The following is a 16,202-nucleotide window of genomic DNA, read 5'->3' as shown; positions in this document are numbered from 1 at the left end:
ACACTTGAGCGATTTTAAGTCGCCTGCCTCTGCCATTGGGCTACGGGGGCGCGCCGTTATCGGCGATCCCACGCTACCCGCAGGGGCGCCCGCGACCGACAGTGTCAGGACGTGGCGGCGACCTTCTCAGGCTCCGATTCAGCCGGCTTCGGCTTCGGACGCGCCGCAAACTCCTCGAACACGTACCGCGGGTGCTGCACAGTTGACAGGTTCACGATGTCGCGACCCAGCCACAGGTTGTTCCACCAACCCCAGATGACGCGCCACTTGCGCTCCCACGACGGCATCGCCAGGCCGTGGTAGCCGCGGTGCGCAAGCCAGGCGATGAAGCCCTTGAGCGCAAGCTTGCCCGACTGGAACACACCGTTGTACAGACCAAGACCCGCGACGGCGCCGAGGTTCTTGTGCACGTACTCGACGGGAAGCTCACCGCGCAGGACCGCGGTGATGTTCTTGGCCATGAGCTTCGCCTGACGCACGGCGTGCTGCGCGTTCGGGACGCAGTAGCCGCCGACGCCACCGCCGGTCAGGTCGGGCACCGCGGCAACGTCACCGGCAGCCCAGGCGCCCTCGACGATCTCGTCTTCACTACCGACGCGCAGGTCGGCGCGGGTGCGGATGCGGCCCCGCTCCTCGACGGGCAGATCGCTGCCCCGCACAACGGTCGGGTTGGCCATGACGCCGGCGGTCCAGACGATCAGGTCGCTCGGGATGACTTCACCCGTGGACAGTTCGACGTTGCCGCCCACCGCTCCGGTTACCTGCGTGTCGAGGTGCACAGCTGCGCCGCGCTCACCGAGCGACTTCATGACCCACTTGCTGGTCTCCAGCGACACCTCGGGCATGATGCGACCCATCGCCTCGACGAGGTGGAAGTGGGTCTCTTCGAAGCTCAGCTCGGGGTACTTCTTCAGCAGCGCGGATGCGATCGAGCGCAACTCGGCGAACACCTCGATGCCCGCGAACCCGCCACCGACCACGACGACGGTGAGCAGTCGCTCCCGCTCGGGCCCGGGGGGAAGGGTCGCTGCCTTGTCGAAGTTCGAGAAGAGCTTGTCGCGGATGGCGACGGCCTCTTCGATCGTCTTCAGGCCGATCGCATTGTCGGCGATTCCGGGGATCGGGAAGGTCCGCGAGACAGCGCCGGCGGTGACGACGATCTGGTCGTATTCCTCTTGCCAGGGCTCGCCGAGCGTCGGGGTCACCGTCGCTACCTTGTTGGCGTGGTCGATACCGGTGATCTTCGCCGTCACGACGCGCGTGCGCTTGAGGTGACGACGCAGCGACACCACCGAGTGGCGGGCCTCGATCGAGCCCGCAGCCACCTCGGGAAGGAACGGCTGGTAGGTCATGTACGGAAGCGGGTCGACAATCGTGACCTGTGCTTCGCCGCGGCGAAGATGCTTCTCGAGCTTCCAGGCCGTGTAGAAGCCGGCATACCCTCCGCCGACAATAAGGATCCTGGGGGTGGTGTTGCTCACGATGGGAGAACTCCTGAGATGTTTCAGCGGCGGGGGGCGCGGGACGCCAATCGGACGCGTCGGACAGCAGCGGTGACGCCGAGCGCCACCAGTATAGCCGCGACAGTGCCCGCCGCGAGCGGGACCGTCCCGTAGAGCAGCGACTCGGTGCTCGGCAGGAGCGGCGATCCCGCAGCCTGCTGCTCGACGGGAGGGAGGGGCTCGACGGCGGCGGGGGGAACTGTCGGCTCGGGATCAGGCACGAGATTGGCTCGACGGTAGATCGTGATCCACTCCGCGAGACTGCCGAGCGGGTTCTCGCTGACCGAGGGTACGGATGCCGTCACCGCGGCCTTGGCATCCACCAGTCCGTAGCCGTAGAGCGGGTCGGGAAGGTCTGTCACCCCGGCAGGTGGCGTGGCGGTACGGATGATGCGATTGATGACATCGTCGGCATCCATGTCGGGATACGCGGACCGCACGAGTGCCGCGATCCCCGCCACGATGGGCGCGGCGCCGCTCGTGCCGTCCCACTCGACGACCTTGCCGTCCGCTGACACTCCGAGCAGGTTCTCGCTGGGAGCCGCCACGGCGATCGTGATGCCCTGCGTGGATGCCTCGCGGCTCGCGCGCCCTTGGGGGTCCACACCACCGACAACGAGGACACCGGGGATCGTCGCCGGCGCACCGACGACTCCCGTTCCACTCCCCCGGTTTCCTGCCGCTGCCACGACGACAACGTCGTGCTCGAAGGCGTACATGAACGCGTCGTCCCAGCTGCGATCCCAGTCCGGGGTGTTCGTCGTGAACGACAGATTGATGATGTCGGCGCCATTATCGACAGCCCAATAGATCGCCTGCGCGATCTGCTCGGCGAAGGGGACGGATGCCGAGACACCGAATCCCACGGAGATCGAGAGGAGCTCGGCATCCGGTGCCACACCGAGCATGCCCGTCACCGGGCTCGTACCGCGGGAGGCGGCGAGGGATGCTACCCAGCTGCCGTGATCGGGGTCGCGGGCTCCCACGGGCGTGCGCCCGTCCGGGGACCCGAGACCCGAGACATCCGTGCCGCCGACGACTCCCGAGAACTCCACGGGGCCCTTGCCGATCCCGGTGTCGATGACGGCGATCTTGACGCCGGCGCCCGTGGAGGTCTGCCAAGCGTCCCGGATGCCGTAATCGTCGAGCCAGTACTCGGCTGCCCGCAGTGGGTCGGATTCAGAGGGCGACGGCGAGGGCGTGACGGTGAACCCGGGCAGGGCGATCATGCCTGCGATCGCGAGCGCAACTGCCGCGAGTCGACCGAGCTGGCGGCGGCGATCCGTCGCCACCGCGGCACTCACGCCAGCTCCTCGGAGACCGCGTCCACTGCGCGCGTTGCGGCTCCCGGGTCGGCGCACACGCAACGATCCGGCGACCAGTCCGAGAGCGCGAGCGCCCGGTCCCCGATCGGGTTCACCCCCGGACCCGCCGCGAGCGAGTGCGCCAGCACGGCGTGCAGGCACTTCACCCGCGTCGGCATCCCGCCCGCCGAGATCCCCGCGATCTCCTCCGGGTCGCCGTACTGAGCGCGGTCCTCGAGATAGCTCTGGTGCGCGAGGCGGTACGCGGCCGCGATCTCTTCGTCCACATCGAGCTGATCGGCGAGCTCGTGCATGGTGTGGTCAGCCTCGAGCACTGACATCGCCGCCGTCGCACCCGGATGCGTCAGGTAGTAGAACGTCGGGAACGGGGTGCCGTCGGGGAGCCGCGGGGCGGTGGCGACAACCGTGGGGTTTCCGCACGCGCAGCGAGCGGCGATCCCGAGCACTCCCCGAGCCGGGCGACCCAGTTGCTCGCGCAGGACGGCGAGCTCAGCCTCGGTGACGGGAGCAAACGGGGGCCTGGACACTCCTCCAGGCTACCGACCCGCTCCTGAAGTCCCGCTGCGCGTCACGGGGCGACAGCCGACTCCGAGGAAGACGGCTGCGGATCGGGAACCCCGATGACTGGAAGGGCCGCGGTCTTCGCAAGCCCCGCCGCGGTCACCGACCGCACCAGTTGCGACATCCAGTCGGTCGTGGTTTGCACCACCTCGTCGCTCACCGGCGCCTGCTCGGCGGGTATCGCCGAATCGGGCAAGTCATTGTCGACGAGGTACACGACCTCACCAGGGCGCACGTAGTAGAGCCGCTCGCGGGCCTGGGTTGTGATGTAGGCCGGGTCCTGCCACCGGTCCTTCTCGGTCTCGAGGGCAGCGATCTGGTCCTCGGTCACCTGCACTGCCTGCTCGAGCGCAGCAATCCGTTGTCGCTGCTCCAGGTAGGTGCCGACGGTGGGAACCAACACGAAGGCTGCGAGGACGACGAGTCCCAGCATGATCACCATGAAGCCCGAGAGCCGGATGCCGCCGAGCCAGCCCCGCACGTCGACGCGGCGAGGCGAGCGAGGACGGGGGGAACGAGAACGGGGAGCCGGACTGGTCATCACGGCTCCCCTCTCGTCAGGTCAGTTCGAGCGCATCAGCCCTTGAAACGGGGGAAGGCTCCACGACCGGCGAAGACCGCCGCGTCGCCGAGTTCTTCTTCGATGCGCAGAAGCTGATTGTATTTCGCGACACGCTCGCTACGAGCAGGCGCACCGGTCTTGATCTGACCGCAGTTCACGGCGACCGCGAGGTCGGCGATCGTGGTGTCTTCGGTCTCGCCCGAGCGGTGCGACAGCATCGACCGGTAGCCGTTCGAGGTGGCAAGAGCCACGGCATCCAGGGTCTCGGACAGCGTGCCGATCTGGTTGACCTTCACGAGCAGCGCGTTGGCAACGCCCAGGTCGATTCCCCGCTGCAGGCGGCTCGGGTTGGTCACGAACAGGTCGTCACCGACCAGCTGCACCTTCGAACCGATCGCGTCGGTGAGCGCCTTCCAGGCGTCCCAGTCGTCTTCGGCCAGCGCATCCTCGATCGTGACGATCGGGTAGTTCGCGACGAGGTCGGCGAAGTAGTCGGTGAGCTCAGCTGCCGTCCACGGCTTGCCCTCAACGGTGTAGACGCCGTCGGAGAAGAACTCCGTGGCCGCGACATCCAGACCCACGGCGATGTCGGTGCCGGGGGTGAAGCCGGCCTTCTCGATCGCCTTCATGAGGAAGTCCAGGCCCTCGCGGTTGCTCGGCAGGTCGGGAGCGAAGCCGCCCTCGTCGCCGAGGCCGGTAGCGAAGCCCGCGGCCTTCAGTTCGCCCTTGAGGACGTGGTAGGTCTCGGTGCCCCAGCGCAGCGACTCCGCGTAGGTTTCGGCGCCGATGGGGGCCAGGAAGAACTCCTGGAAGTCGATGCCGTTGTCGGCGTGCTCGCCGCCGTTGATGACGTTGAACAGCGGAACGGGCAGCACATGCGCGTTGGGTCCGCCGAGGTAGCGGAACAGCGGCAGGTCTGCGCTGTCGGCCGCGGCCTTGGCCACGGCCAGGCTCACGCCGAGGATTGCGTTGGCGCCGCAGCGCGACTTGTTGTCGGTTCCGTCGGTCTCGATGAGAATCTCGTCGACGATGCGCTGCTCGCTGGCATCCACACCCTCGAGCGCCGGCCCGAGCTCGTCGATGACGGCAGCGACGGCCTTGAGCACGCCCTTGCCGCCGTACCGGCTCTTGTCACCGTCACGCAGTTCATACGCCTCGAATGCGCCGGTCGATGCACCGGACGGGACGGCCGCCCGCTGAACGGTGCCGTCTTCGAGGAGGACTTCCACCTCGACGGTCGGGTTGCCGCGCGAATCGAGAATCTCGCGCGCGCCTACAGCCTCAATCAATGCCACGAAAGGACTCCTTGTTTGGGAGGGTTGTGTCGGAGCGTCGTCGGTCCACGTCGAGTCTAGTGACGACGGATGCCGCGCCACAGGCCCGCTCGGGCGGAGAAAAGCTCAGACCACCACGGCGACCGCGATTCCATCCCACCCTTTGCGATCCAGGGTCTGTAGGGCTGTCGCATCGAACCGCGGATCATCGCGCAGCATCTCGAGCCCGCGCCGGGTACCGACGACCTGGCTCGTGGTGTCGTGAGGATCGGCGACCTGGCCCGATCGGCCGATGTTGTCGACAACGACGACAGTTCCCGCACGCCCGAGGCGCGCCGCCCAGTCAAGGTAGACCGTGTTGGATTCCTTGTCGGCGTCGATGAAGACGAGATCGAAGGGATCCTCCCCCACTAGGGTCGGCAGGACGTCAGCGGCCCGCCCAACGCGAACATCGACGCGATCCCCGACTCCCGCTCGGTCGAGGTTGGCCCGCGCGATTGCGGCGTTGACCGGCTCTGCCTCGATCGTGACCACCGTTCCACTGCTCGGCACAGCGCGGGCGAGCCAGATCGTCGAGTAGCCGCCAAGGGTGCCGATCTCGAGGATCCTGCAGGCGCCCGCGATCCGGGCGAGCAGGTGCAAGAACTTCGCGTTCACGGGAGCCACCTCGATGGCTGGCAGCCCCGCGCGGCCCTGCTCTGCCAGCGCGGCATCAAGCGCGGCATCCTGGTCGACGAGCGTCTCGGTCAGGTAGTGATCGACTCGGGTCCACGCGTCCGGGGTGGGATCTGGCATGGCATCAGCCAACCGTGCCCGGCTCGCGCGGTCAACGGGTCAGCGCGCTGGGTCTGATTCCCCCGTCGGATGCCGGGTCGCGGCGCTTGTTCTCCCGTAGCCCAGGGCTCCCGCAACCGCCGGGAGAAGAGCCTCGGCAGTGCGCCGGTATCCGAGGGGGCTCGGGTGGAAGCGGTCAAGGCTGAACATCTCGTCCGGCTGGGAGATGAAGAACGGCCCGACCGCGTGACGCAGTGATACGGCGTACGCACCTGCGCCGACAGCCGCGTCCTCCTGTGCGTCGGCGAGCTGTCGTGACATCCGTGACCCGAGTGATCGCAGCGGTTGCGGCACCGGTCGCAGCGCCCCGAGGTCTGGGCAACTTCCCACCACGACCTGCACACCGCGTGCCCGCAGCCGTTCGATCGCCACGACCAAGTGCCGCACCGCGGTGGAGACGGCGACGCGGTGCGTGATGTCGTTGCCGCCGACGATGATGACGGCGACATCCGGCCGATAGTCATCAGCGAGCTCGTCGAGCTGAGCACCCAAGGCCGAAGATTCCGACCCGACGACCGCCGCGGTGCGTAGTCGCACGGGGCGCTTCGCCTTCTTCGCGAGTCCGATCGCCAGACGCGCACCGAGCGTTTCCTTGCGCCGCTGCGCGCCGAGACCGGCCGCGATCGAGTCCCCCAGCACAAGAAGCTCGATTGGGTCACCCTCGAGCTTTCGGCGCCATACTCGGTCTGCCTCCAGCGCGTCCTCACCGAGCGGTTTGCCGATGAGTCGCCGCGCCTGCGCGGCCTGGCGGTCGAGCAACGTGCGTGCGGCGAGCGCCGTCGTCGCAACAGCGCCCACCACGGCAGCTCCCCAGAGCACTCGGGTCGTGATCCGGCTCATGGGGCGATTTGACCCGCTCGAGCTGAATCGCCGTTGACGCGCCGGTGAACGGATGAGCGCCGAAAGAGTCAGCCGAGCGGCTTGATCTCGAGGGTGTCGACCGTTGCTCCCGGGCGAACTGCCGCGAAGTGGGTGTACCCATCGGCGGTCGCGCGCTCCAGCAGCGGCTTGAGGTTCTTCGGACGCTGCTCCAGCCGCACGCGGCTTCCGAGGGCTACCAGCGCTGACTTCAGGGCGATCAGCTCAGCAACGTCGACCTCGCGATCGTGAACGAGCACGACGGCGTGGATGTCGTCATCGGCCGCATCGGTGACAAGGTCGACGATCCGCTCGAAGCCGAGCGAGAATCCGACGGCGGGAACGTCCTGGCCGAGGAACCGGCCGATCATGCCGTCGTAGCGCCCGCCACCACCGAGCGAATAGGACACCAGCGGGTGGGCGATCTCGAAGATCGTGCCGGTGTAGTAGCCCATACCGCGCACGAGGAACGGGTCGAACACGAGGGGCGCCTCTCCCCCGCGAGCTGCGGCTACCGCCTCGCCGATCGCGGCAAGGGCACCAATCGCATCACCCTCCAGCCCGTTGGGCAGCGCAGCGCGGATCTGCTCGTCGTCAAAACGGCTAACCGTGCCCTTCTCACGCGACAGGAACTCCGCAAAGGCGTCAACAGCCTCGGGCGCCGCCGAGCGTTCGCGCAGCTCGGTGGCGACGCCGGCGGCGCCGATCTTGTCGAGCTTGTCGATCGTGATAAGGACGCCGGGTCGCTCTGCCTCGGGAAAGCCGAAGTGATCGAGCATCGCATCCAACAGGCGACGGTCGTTCACGCGAACGATGCCGCCCTCGAGCCCGAGGGCATCCAGCGCGTCGAGGGTTGCGGTGATCAGCTCGGCTTCGGCGCGCGAGGAAGCATCGCCGATGATGTCGATGTCGCACTGCACGAACTGCCGATATCGACCCTTCTGGGGGCGCTCTGCCCGCCACACCGGCGCGATCTGCACGGCACGGAAGACCCCCGGAAGCTCGGCCCGGTGGCTCGCGTAGAAGCGTGCGAGCGGCACCGTCAGGTCATACCGCAGCCCCAGATCCGAGAGGGCCGTGGGATCGTCGGCTGCCGCACGGATGCCGTCGGCATCCAGTCCGCGGCGCAGGACGTTGTAGGCGAGCTTCTCGTTGTCGCCACCGATACCGGCGTGCAGCCGCTCGTAGTCCTCGACCACCGGAGTCTCAATTTCGTCGAAACCGTGGGCGCGGTAGCGCTGACGGATGACGGCGAGCACGCGCTCACGGCGAGCCTTGTCGGCGGGGAGAAAATCGCGCATGCCGCGCGGCGGGGTGACGGGTGGCACCGGCCTATTCTTCCAGGTCGGGAGGCTCAGCCTCCGCAGCCCGGATCTCTTCCGATAATGTGCGCAGTCGCTGGCGCAGTGCGCGCTCCGCATCCCAACCGTGCTCCCGGGCGACCGCGACGAGGGCGAGGAGCGCATCGCCCAGTGCGGCTTCGGAGGAAGGCGCGGCGGGATCGTCGGTACCGGCCTCACGCACCGGTGGCACTACGGTTGCCGGCAGCAAGGAGGCCTTGCCCACCAGCTTTTGCGCGAGCGCCAGGGTCGGCATCCGTTCACTCACACCATCGAGCACACTCGTGCGACTGCGCTTCTCTTCGGCCTTCGCAGCGTTCCACAGCACGAGAACCTGCTCGGGCGTGTCGGCGGTCTCGCCGGCGAAGACATGCGGATGCCGACGCACCATCTTGTCGGTGAGTGTGCGGGCAACATCATCGATGTCGAACGGATCCTCACTGTCGCGCGAGGCGATCTCAGCGTGGAAAAGCACCTGCCACAGCAGGTCGCCTAGTTCCTCACGCAAATCGGCGCGCGTGCCCACCTCGACTGCGTCGATGAGTTCGGCACTCTCTTCGACGAGGTAAGGAACGAGTGCCCGATGATCGATCTGCTGCGTCCAGACGCACCGGTCGCGCACCGCTCGCATCGTCTCGGCAGCGCGGCGCAACGGGTCTGCCGACGTCGGCTCGATGGGGTCTGTCATGACGTTGCTGCTTCGCTGGATTCGGTGACGGCGCTTGCCCGCCTGCGGTAGTGACGGGCACGCGCAGACACGAGGATGCCGGCGATGATGACCGAGATCAGCGAGCCCGAGAGCACGCCGAGCACTGCTTCGTCGGTGAGGAGGTCGTTGCCTTCGAACGCGAGCTCGGACAGCAGCAGCGACACGGTGAACCCGATGCCGCCGAGCGCGCCGGCGGCAAGGAGGTCAGCCATCGGCAGTCGCGGCATCGCGGGGTCGTGCGCGACGCGTTGCGAGATCCACCCGAACAGCGATATTCCGATGATCTTTCCGACGGGAAGGGCGATAAGAATGCCGTAGAAGGCCGGCGTGAGTTCCTCGATCGACACCGCCGGGATAATGACAAGCGCCGACGAGAAGGCGAACAGCGGCAGCACGATGACGTTGACCCACGGCTCCATCGCATGCCGGGCGTGAAGAGCTGGCTGCTGCGCCATTGCCAGGCCGAGGGCGACGCCAGCGATCGTGGCGTGGACCCCCGAGAGGTAGACCAGAACCCAGGTAGCCACCGCGAGCACGAGGAGGATCGGGATGACCGCGGCGCGCGCCCGCGTGTCGAGCTTACGGCTGAGGTACCCGAAGAGCACGACGAGCACTGCTGCGCCCGCAAGGAGCGCGATGTTCACGCCGTCGGTGAAGAGCACCGCGATGAAGATGATGCCGACGATGTCGTCGAGGATCGCGAGGGCGAGCAGGAAGATCCTGACGCCGGAGGGAAGTCCTCGGCCGAAGACGGCCAGGACACCGAGGGCAAACGCAATGTCTGTCGCGGTCGGGATCGGCCATCCGTCAGCAGACTCTGTGCCCCACGCGAACGCGAGGTAGACGACGATCGGAACGATCACCCCGCCTGCCGCGGCGATCGCCGGCTGCAGCGCCTTCCGAGCAGAGTTGAGCTGCCCGTTGGTGAGCTCGAACTGCAGCTCGACCGCGACGACGAAGAAGAACAGGGCAAGGAGCCCGTCAGCGATCCAGTGACCCACCGAGAGCTCGAAGATACCCGGGATGCCCACATAGGTGTGCTGCAGATCTTGCACAGTGTGGCCGATCGGAGAATTCGCGATGATGAGTCCCGCGGCGGCTGCAACCAGCAGCATGATGGCGGGAAAGCGCGCAGAGCGAAGCAACGACATGGAGTCCTTTCGGGGATGCGGCAGCCGATGCCGACCAGACTTCCCGGCTCTCCACCCCCTATCCTACCGGCGGGGCTCTTGCGCCTCGAAGACGACTCGGATTGCACCCTGTCACGAGTCGTCACACGTCACCTTGATGAAACACCTGGCCGTTACGGTGGACTGCATGTACGAACTGACCCGGACCGAAGCCATCGACCTCGTCGGCCGATACGAAGCGGGTCAAGAGATCCCCGAGCAGATGCGCGCCGACGTGCGCCTGCTCGGCTCCCTCCTCGGCGAGGTGCTCCGCGAGAGTGGGTCGCCCGGCTTGTTCGAGGATGTCGAGCGCCTGCGCCTTGCGACGATCCAGGCCTACACGGATGAGACACCTGAGGCCTTCGCGCATGCCACCGAGGTTGCCGAGTCGTTCTCGATCGAGCGTGCCCACGAGGTGGCCCGCGCCTTCACTGCATACTTCCACCTCGTGAACCTGGTCGAAGAGCACCAACGGGTGCGGATCGTCCGCGAGCGCGACGGCCGCCCCGATAGCGAGGGCGCAGCCGACTCGATCGAGGCCGCTTACGCGCGCCTTGCCGACGAAATCGGTGAGGATGCCGCGCTCGCCCGCCTGCAGGCGCTGCGTTTCCACCCCGTGTTCACGGCGCACCCCACCGAAGCGCGTCGCCGGGCGATCTCTTCCAGCATCCGTCGCCTCGCGGGCCTGTTGCAGGAGCACGATGACCGCCTGCGCGACGGCAACGACCCGACGCGTCTGGAACGGCGCATGGTCGAAGAGATCGACACCCTGTGGCGCACCGCGCCGCTTCGCCCCGAGAAGCCGTCGCCGGTCGACGAGGTGCGTTCGGTCATGGCGATCTTCGACGAGACGCTCTACACCGTGGTCCCCGCCGTGTATCGGCGCCTCGATGACATGCTGCAGGGCACGAATGCGGGTGGTCGCGCACCGCTGGTGAGCCCCTTCGTGCGTGTCGGGTCGTGGGTCGGCGGCGACCGCGATGGAAACCCGTTCGTGACGGCATCCGTGACCCGCAAGGCCGCGGGCATCGCCGCCGAGCACATCCTGCTGGGGCTCGAGCGCACGACGCAGCGCATCGGGCGCACGCTCACCCTGGATGCCGACACGACACCGCCCTCCGACGCGCTGCTTGCTCTCTGGAAGCGCCTGAAGGCTGCGGACGAAGAGGCGGCTACCGAGATCGCGAAGCGATCGCCGAATGAGCCGCACCGCCGCATCCTGCTGATGCTCGCGCGGAAGATCGACGCGACGCGGCTGCGGGATGCAGACCTTGCCTACCGCGAGCCGAGCGAATTCCTCGCTGACCTGCGCACGGTTCAGGACTCGCTCGTCGCTGCCGGAGCTGCCCGCCAGGCCTACGGACACCTGCAGCAGCTCATCTGGCAGGTCGAGACCTACGGTTTCCACCTCGCCGAGCTCGAAGTGCGCCAGCACTCGGCGGTGCACGCGAAGGTGCTTGCCGAGCTGGATGCTGCCGCCGGCTCGACCGGCAAGCTCTCCGAGCAGGCCGACGAGGTCCTCGAGGTTTTCCGCACGATCGCGTACCTGCAGGAGCGGTACGGACCTGCAGCGGCGGGCCGCTACATCGTGTCGTTCACGCAGTCCGCCGAGGACCTCGCGAACGTTCATCGCCTGGCCCGCTACGCGGTCGGCGAGGGCGGGCGGATGCCGGTGCTCGACGTCGTCCCGCTGTTCGAGACGTTCGCGGACCTGCAGGCAGCACCGGGGATCCTCGCCGAGATCGTGCAGCACCCTGAGTTCGCCGATCGGCTGGAACGCACCGGCCGGCGCCTGGAGGTCATGCTCGGCTACTCCGACTCGTCGAAGGATGTCGGCCCCGTCGCTGCGACCCTCGCGCTCTACGAGGCGCAGGCCGAAATCGCCGCGTGGGCGAAGGCGGAGGGCATCGAGCTGACGCTCTTCCACGGTCGCGGCGGCGCGCTCGGACGCGGCGGCGGGCCCGCAAACTCCGCGATCCTCGCCCAGCCGCCACACTCGGTCGACGGCCGGTTCAAGCTCACAGAGCAAGGTGAGGTGATCTTCGCGCGGTACGGCGACCCGGAGATCGCGATGCGCCACATCGACCAGGTGGCCGCCGCCGTGCTGCTGGCATCCGCACCGTCGATCGAGCGGCGCAACTCCGGCGCGGCGCGGAAGTTCGCCGACGTGGCCGCGACGCTGGATGCCGCATCCCGTCAGCGCTTCTTCGATCTCGTCAAAGCCCCCGGATTCGCGCCGTGGTTCGCGCAGGTCACCCCGATGGAAGAGATCGGGCTGCTGGCCCTCGGCTCACGTCCCGCGCGGCGCGGCCTGTCGGTCGAATCCCTCGCTGACCTCCGCGCCATCCCGTGGGTGTTCGCCTGGGCGCAGGCGCGCATCAACCTCGCGGGCTGGTTCGGCCTGGGGACCGCGCTGGATGCCGTCGGTGATGAAGAGCTGCTGCGCGAGGCCTATGAGCAGTGGCCACTCTTCAGGACGATGATCGACAACGTCGGGATGAGTCTTGCCAAGACCGACCCGCGGATCGCGCGCCGGTATCTCGAACTCGGCGACCGCGACGACCTCGCCGGGCTCGTGCTCGATGAGATGACCTTGACACGCTCCTGGGTCGTCAGGCTCACCGGCGGCGACGAGGTGCTCGCCAACAAGCCCGTCCTGCAGCGTGCCGTGAAGCTCCGCAGTCCCTATGTTGACGCGCTGTCACTGCTTCAGCTGCGAGCGCTGCGCGGGCTTCGGGATGCCGCGGCATCCGACTCCCCCGCCGATCCCGATCAGCAGCGTCTGCTGTTGCTTTCGGTGAGCGGTGTCGCGGCGGGCCTGCAGAACACGGGATGATCCTGCACGGATCGCGCGTCGCTGCCATCCGTGTCGGTGGGCAGGGTTAGCGTCTGGGCATGGCGATCACGACCACGGAGACCTGCCCGCTGTGCGGCACCGATGACGTCCGGGTCGACGACGTCGCGTGGTTCGCTGTCGCGTTCGAGCGCCGCGCCGAGCTGCTGAGTGATGTCGACGTGCAGGATGCCGTCGTGTTCTTGTGCCGCGAATGCGGGGTGACCTGGGACTGAAGTCTCAGTCGAGGCGAACGTCGTCAGCGTGCCTCGCAAGACTCCGTCCGTAGCGCTCCGTGAGTTGAACCATCAGATCCGGCGTCTCACGGTCGAGCCCGAACACGTAGCCCGGGAAGTCCAACTCCTTCTGCGCTTCCCAGATCTCGTCATGCCGGTCCGGCGAGTACAGGTGCGCCGGATTTCCCACAGCAACCCACGCGATCGGCACGACTGCTTCTGGGGGAAGAACGGTGCGCAGGTGAACGACCGCGTTGATGCGAACCTCGCTGCGCTCGCCGATTCGCGCGCCGTTGAAAACGCGCGTTCCCGTGGCGAGGAACACCTCATCAGCCACGGTGGCTCCCGAAATACTCGCCATCGGTCCGACCAGCACGTGGTCGCCGATATGGACGGGATCTGTCGCGCTCGCCCGGATCAGCGCGTTCTCCATCACAATGACGCTCTCACCGATCGTGATCGCACCGCCCTCGGCCGTGATGACCGCGCCGTGCAGGACCTGCGAATGCGCGCCGATCGTGACTTCCCCCGAAATCACCGCGCTCGGCGCGATGACGGCCGTGGGATGGATGCGGGGCTGCGCCCCGAGGTGCTCGAACCGCATCATTCCTCCTCGATCGGTGTCAGCGTACCGCGCCGGTGTGCCGAATGCGCTTGCGAGTTTCGTACTTTTGTTCTATAGTAGTGGTTAGCAGCGCACGTGCCCATGGAGCGCTTCCGGCGGAGCCTTCTGGCTTCACGATTCTCGGAGCAGCATGGGCACCCCCGCATCCCCCGACCGACACCGCGGTCCTTCCGTGTCGTCGCGGGTGCACGGTCGGGTGACCGCTTTGGTGGATGATCTGGTCGCGACGCGGCGGAAGATCGCAGCGTTGCAGGCCCGTGAGGCTCGGTTGCTCGCGTACGGGGTTGATTTGGCCCTGGAACGGGCCGCGGAGCTCGGATCCTCTCGGTCCGGGTCAGACCTCGGCATCCGCGAAATCGCCGCCGAACTCGGAGCCGCGATGCGCATCAGCGACCGCACCGTCCAGAACCGCATGGGCGAGGCATCCACCCTTCTCGGCCGATTCGGCGGAACCCACGCGGCCCTCGAACACGGCGAGGTAGATGCCAGCCACGCCCGGGTCATCGTGGACGCCGGCGCCGGAATCTCCGATGATCACGCGCGAGCCCGGTACGAACAGCTCGCGCTCGAGATCGCCCGCCGCGAAAGCCCGAACCGACTCCGGCCCGCGGCACGTGCGATCGCCGCAAGCATTGACCCAGAGTCCCCAGCTCGGCTGCGGCGCCTCGCAGCCGAGGCCCACGCTGTTCGCGTCCAGGATCTTGACGACGGACTCGCCCGCCTCATTGCCGACCTTCCCGCACCGCTCGCGTACGCCATTCACGACCGCCTCACCCAAACCGCCCACCACGTCTGCGACACCCGCGTCGCGGTGCCCGGCGACGAACAGAGCCCGGCCGAACCGGCAGCAGATGCCCGGACGATGGATCAGCTGCGCGCAGACGTGCTCGCCGACCTGCTGCTGACCGCCACCCCCACAGCCCACGGCGACCCTGAGATCACCGCCGCCATCACCGGGCGCGTCCAGGTCAGCATCCCCCTCAGGTCCCTGGCCGGAGCCACCGACGAACCCGGTATTCTCGCTGGCTACGGTCCTGTCGATCCCGCCCTCATCCGCGATCTCGCCGGCCGAGCCCCCGGCTGGGACCGCATCTTCACCGACACCAGCACCGGGCTCCCCGTCGCTGTGGACCGCTACCGACCCGACGCCGCTCTGAGACGGTACCTGTCGGCCCGAGACGAACACTGCCGCTTCCCCGGATGCCGGCGCCCCGCCCAGAGCTGCGACATCGACCACACCATCGACGCGGCCCGAGGCGGGCCTACCGCCCCCGGGAACCTTGCCCATTTCTGCAAACGACATCACATCCTCAAACACGACACCGCCTGGACCGTGAAACAGCTCCCCGGCGGAGTCCTGGAATGGACCAGCCCCAGCGGCAGGACCTACACCGACAACCCGGCACCTACCGTGCGGTTCATACCCGATCCCGAACCGATACCTGCACCCGCGCCCTTCTAGAGGCGATCTCGCACGCCGCTCCCGAGGCGATCTCTCGCGCCCTTCCGCGCGCAACGCCGCAGGCGCGGGGCCGATTCGGCTCAGCACTGCCCTTCACTGCTGCGAGCAGGGCTACCGTGGAGGCGATGGCACTTTCCTCTCGAACCACGACACGCGCACCCCGACCGACGATCGAGTTCACCGTGCTCGAAACGACGTGGCTGAATCCGCACCTGGTACGCGTCCGCCTCGGTGGGCCCGGCTTCGCGCAGTTCCAGGACCGGCCCGAGACCGACAAGTACGTGAAGCTGAAGTTCACTACTGCCGAACCCGAGTCACATCCGGTGACGAGAACCTACACGGTGCGCCGTGTCGACCATGCCGCGCAGGCGATCGACGTCGACTTCGTTATCCACGGCGACGAGGGACTCGCCGGTCCGTGGGCAGCGACGGTGAAGCCTGGCGCGACGATCAGTCTCATGGGGCCTGGCGGTGGCTACTCCCCCGATCCGGACGCCGACTGGCACCTGTTCGCGGGTGACATGTCAGCAGTTCCCGCCATCGCGGCGGCCCTCGAAACGCTCCCCGCACATGCAACGGGCGCGGCGGTCATCGAGGTGGACAGCGACGCCGACATCCTCGACCTCGATCACCCCGCCGGCATCGAGCTGGTCTGGATCACCAACCCCGATCACTCGGTGTCGGCGGTGGCCGATGCTGTCCGGGAAATCGACTGGCGCGACGGGCGTGTCCACGTCTTCGCCCACGGCGAGCGCGAAGCGATGAAAGAACTGCGGCGCGTGTTCTTCGACGAGCACACCCTTGAGCGCGGACAAGTGTCCCTGTCGGGCTACTGGGCGCGCGGCCGTACCGAAGACCGGTTCCAAGCCGAGAAGCGCGAGCCGATCGGCCAGATCCTGCCGCCCGCCTAGT

At 67.6% G+C, this 16,202-nt stretch carries 15 protein-coding genes; 4 read left to right on the top strand and 11 right to left on the bottom strand.

Features of this window, described 5'->3' with window-relative positions; all coding sequences use genetic code 11:
* Window positions 1–104 precede the first annotated feature (104 nt).
* The 10 genes from AADH62_RS14515 to nhaA form a co-directional block, all read right to left on the bottom strand.
* The gene (locus tag AADH62_RS14515; protein WP_341580138.1) at window positions 105–1,481 is read right to left on the bottom strand and encodes an NAD(P)/FAD-dependent oxidoreductase; all 1,377 of its coding nucleotides are present in this window, start codon (window positions 1,479–1,481) and stop codon (window positions 105–107) included.
* A gap of 23 nt (window positions 1,482–1,504) precedes the next feature.
* The gene (locus AADH62_RS14510; protein WP_425355697.1) at window positions 1,505–2,806 is read right to left on the bottom strand and encodes a S8 family serine peptidase; all 1,302 of its coding nucleotides are present in this window, start codon (window positions 2,804–2,806) and stop codon (window positions 1,505–1,507) included.
* Window positions 2,803–3,354, bottom strand: coding sequence for a DUF501 domain-containing protein (locus AADH62_RS14505; RefSeq protein ID WP_341580137.1), 552 nt, complete (start codon window positions 3,352–3,354; stop codon window positions 2,803–2,805). Before AADH62_RS14505 ends, AADH62_RS14510 begins: the two co-directional genes overlap by 4 nt.
* A 41-nt stretch (window positions 3,355–3,395) precedes the next feature.
* Window positions 3,396–3,929, bottom strand: a complete 534-nt coding sequence (locus AADH62_RS14500; RefSeq protein ID WP_341580136.1) for a septum formation initiator family protein — start codon at window positions 3,927–3,929, stop codon at window positions 3,396–3,398.
* A gap of 35 nt (window positions 3,930–3,964) precedes the next feature.
* Window positions 3,965–5,245 (bottom strand): phosphopyruvate hydratase, encoded by a 1,281-nt coding sequence (gene eno, locus AADH62_RS14495; RefSeq protein WP_341580135.1) that lies wholly within the window; start codon window positions 5,243–5,245, stop codon window positions 3,965–3,967.
* 105 nt (window positions 5,246–5,350) lie between these two features.
* Window positions 5,351–6,019, bottom strand: coding sequence for an O-methyltransferase (locus AADH62_RS14490; RefSeq protein ID WP_341580134.1), 669 nt, complete (start codon window positions 6,017–6,019; stop codon window positions 5,351–5,353).
* A gap of 39 nt (window positions 6,020–6,058) precedes the next feature.
* Window positions 6,059–6,898, bottom strand: a complete 840-nt coding sequence (locus AADH62_RS14485; protein ID WP_341580133.1) for an SGNH/GDSL hydrolase family protein — start codon at window positions 6,896–6,898, stop codon at window positions 6,059–6,061.
* 68 nt (window positions 6,899–6,966) lie between these two features.
* Complete coding sequence (gene hisS, locus AADH62_RS14480) at window positions 6,967–8,217, bottom strand: histidine--tRNA ligase (RefSeq protein ID WP_341580139.1); 1,251 nt, start codon at window positions 8,215–8,217, stop codon at window positions 6,967–6,969.
* 31 nt (window positions 8,218–8,248) lie between these two features.
* A complete protein-coding gene (locus AADH62_RS14475; protein ID WP_341580132.1) occupies window positions 8,249–8,944 on the bottom strand; it encodes a MazG family protein in 696 nt (231 codons plus the stop codon).
* A complete protein-coding gene (gene nhaA / locus AADH62_RS14470) occupies window positions 8,941–10,116 on the bottom strand; it encodes a Na+/H+ antiporter NhaA (protein WP_341580131.1) in 1,176 nt (391 codons plus the stop codon). Before nhaA ends, AADH62_RS14475 begins: the two co-directional genes overlap by 4 nt.
* 166 nt (window positions 10,117–10,282) lie before the next feature.
* Here nhaA and AADH62_RS14465 point away from each other — a divergent pair, with 166 nt between their 5' ends.
* Together AADH62_RS14465 and AADH62_RS14460 are read left to right on the top strand one after the other, a co-directional pair.
* Window positions 10,283–12,970: a phosphoenolpyruvate carboxylase gene (locus AADH62_RS14465; RefSeq protein ID WP_341580130.1), complete on the top strand. Its 2,688-nt coding sequence runs from the start codon at window positions 10,283–10,285 to the stop codon at window positions 12,968–12,970.
* Between the two features lie 59 nt (window positions 12,971–13,029).
* Window positions 13,030–13,203 carry a hypothetical protein gene (locus AADH62_RS14460; protein WP_300591604.1) on the top strand — a complete coding sequence of 58 codons (174 nt, stop codon included), beginning with the start codon at window positions 13,030–13,032 and terminating at the stop codon, window positions 13,201–13,203.
* 4 nt (window positions 13,204–13,207) lie between these two features.
* Here the strand turns inward: AADH62_RS14460 and AADH62_RS14455 are convergent, their stop codons facing one another.
* Window positions 13,208–13,807 (bottom strand): gamma carbonic anhydrase family protein, encoded by a 600-nt coding sequence (locus AADH62_RS14455; RefSeq protein WP_341580129.1) that lies wholly within the window; start codon window positions 13,805–13,807, stop codon window positions 13,208–13,210.
* 193 nt (window positions 13,808–14,000) lie between these two features.
* On the opposite strand from AADH62_RS14455, the gene AADH62_RS14450 reads away from it, so the two are divergent.
* On the top strand, window positions 14,001–15,290 hold the full coding sequence (locus AADH62_RS14450) for an HNH endonuclease signature motif containing protein (RefSeq protein WP_341580128.1): 1,290 nt from the start codon (window positions 14,001–14,003) through the stop codon (window positions 15,288–15,290).
* 125 nt (window positions 15,291–15,415) lie between these two features.
* The gene (locus tag AADH62_RS14445; RefSeq protein WP_341580127.1) at window positions 15,416–16,201 is read left to right on the top strand and encodes a siderophore-interacting protein; all 786 of its coding nucleotides are present in this window, start codon (window positions 15,416–15,418) and stop codon (window positions 16,199–16,201) included.
* The last annotated feature ends 1 nt before the right edge of the window (window position 16,202 follow it).

This window comes from Microbacterium schleiferi, assembly GCF_038150145.1.
In the GTDB taxonomy this organism is placed as follows: domain Bacteria; phylum Actinomycetota; class Actinomycetes; order Actinomycetales; family Microbacteriaceae; genus Microbacterium; species Microbacterium schleiferi_B.
This window is presented reverse-complemented; position numbering and strand designations above follow the sequence as displayed.

Coding starts and splice junctions, on each gene's coding strand:
- AADH62_RS14445 (WP_341580127.1), top strand. CDS start 15,416: ATGGCACTTTCCTCTCGAACCACGACACGCGCACCCCGACCGACGATC.
- AADH62_RS14490 (WP_341580134.1), bottom strand. CDS start 6,019: ATGCCAGATCCCACCCCGGACGCGTGGACCCGAGTCGATCACTACCTG.
- AADH62_RS14465 (WP_341580130.1), top strand. CDS start 10,283: ATGTACGAACTGACCCGGACCGAAGCCATCGACCTCGTCGGCCGATAC.
- AADH62_RS14475 (WP_341580132.1), bottom strand. CDS start 8,944: ATGACAGACCCCATCGAGCCGACGTCGGCAGACCCGTTGCGCCGCGCT.
- AADH62_RS14455 (WP_341580129.1), bottom strand. CDS start 13,807: ATGCGGTTCGAGCACCTCGGGGCGCAGCCCCGCATCCATCCCACGGCC.
- AADH62_RS14500 (WP_341580136.1), bottom strand. CDS start 3,929: ATGACCAGTCCGGCTCCCCGTTCTCGTTCCCCCCGTCCTCGCTCGCCT.
- AADH62_RS14485 (WP_341580133.1), bottom strand. CDS start 6,898: ATGAGCCGGATCACGACCCGAGTGCTCTGGGGAGCTGCCGTGGTGGGC.
- hisS (WP_341580139.1), bottom strand. CDS start 8,217: ATGCGCGATTTTCTCCCCGCCGACAAGGCTCGCCGTGAGCGCGTGCTC.
- nhaA (WP_341580131.1), bottom strand. CDS start 10,116: ATGTCGTTGCTTCGCTCTGCGCGCTTTCCCGCCATCATGCTGCTGGTT.
- AADH62_RS14460 (WP_300591604.1), top strand. CDS start 13,030: ATGGCGATCACGACCACGGAGACCTGCCCGCTGTGCGGCACCGATGAC.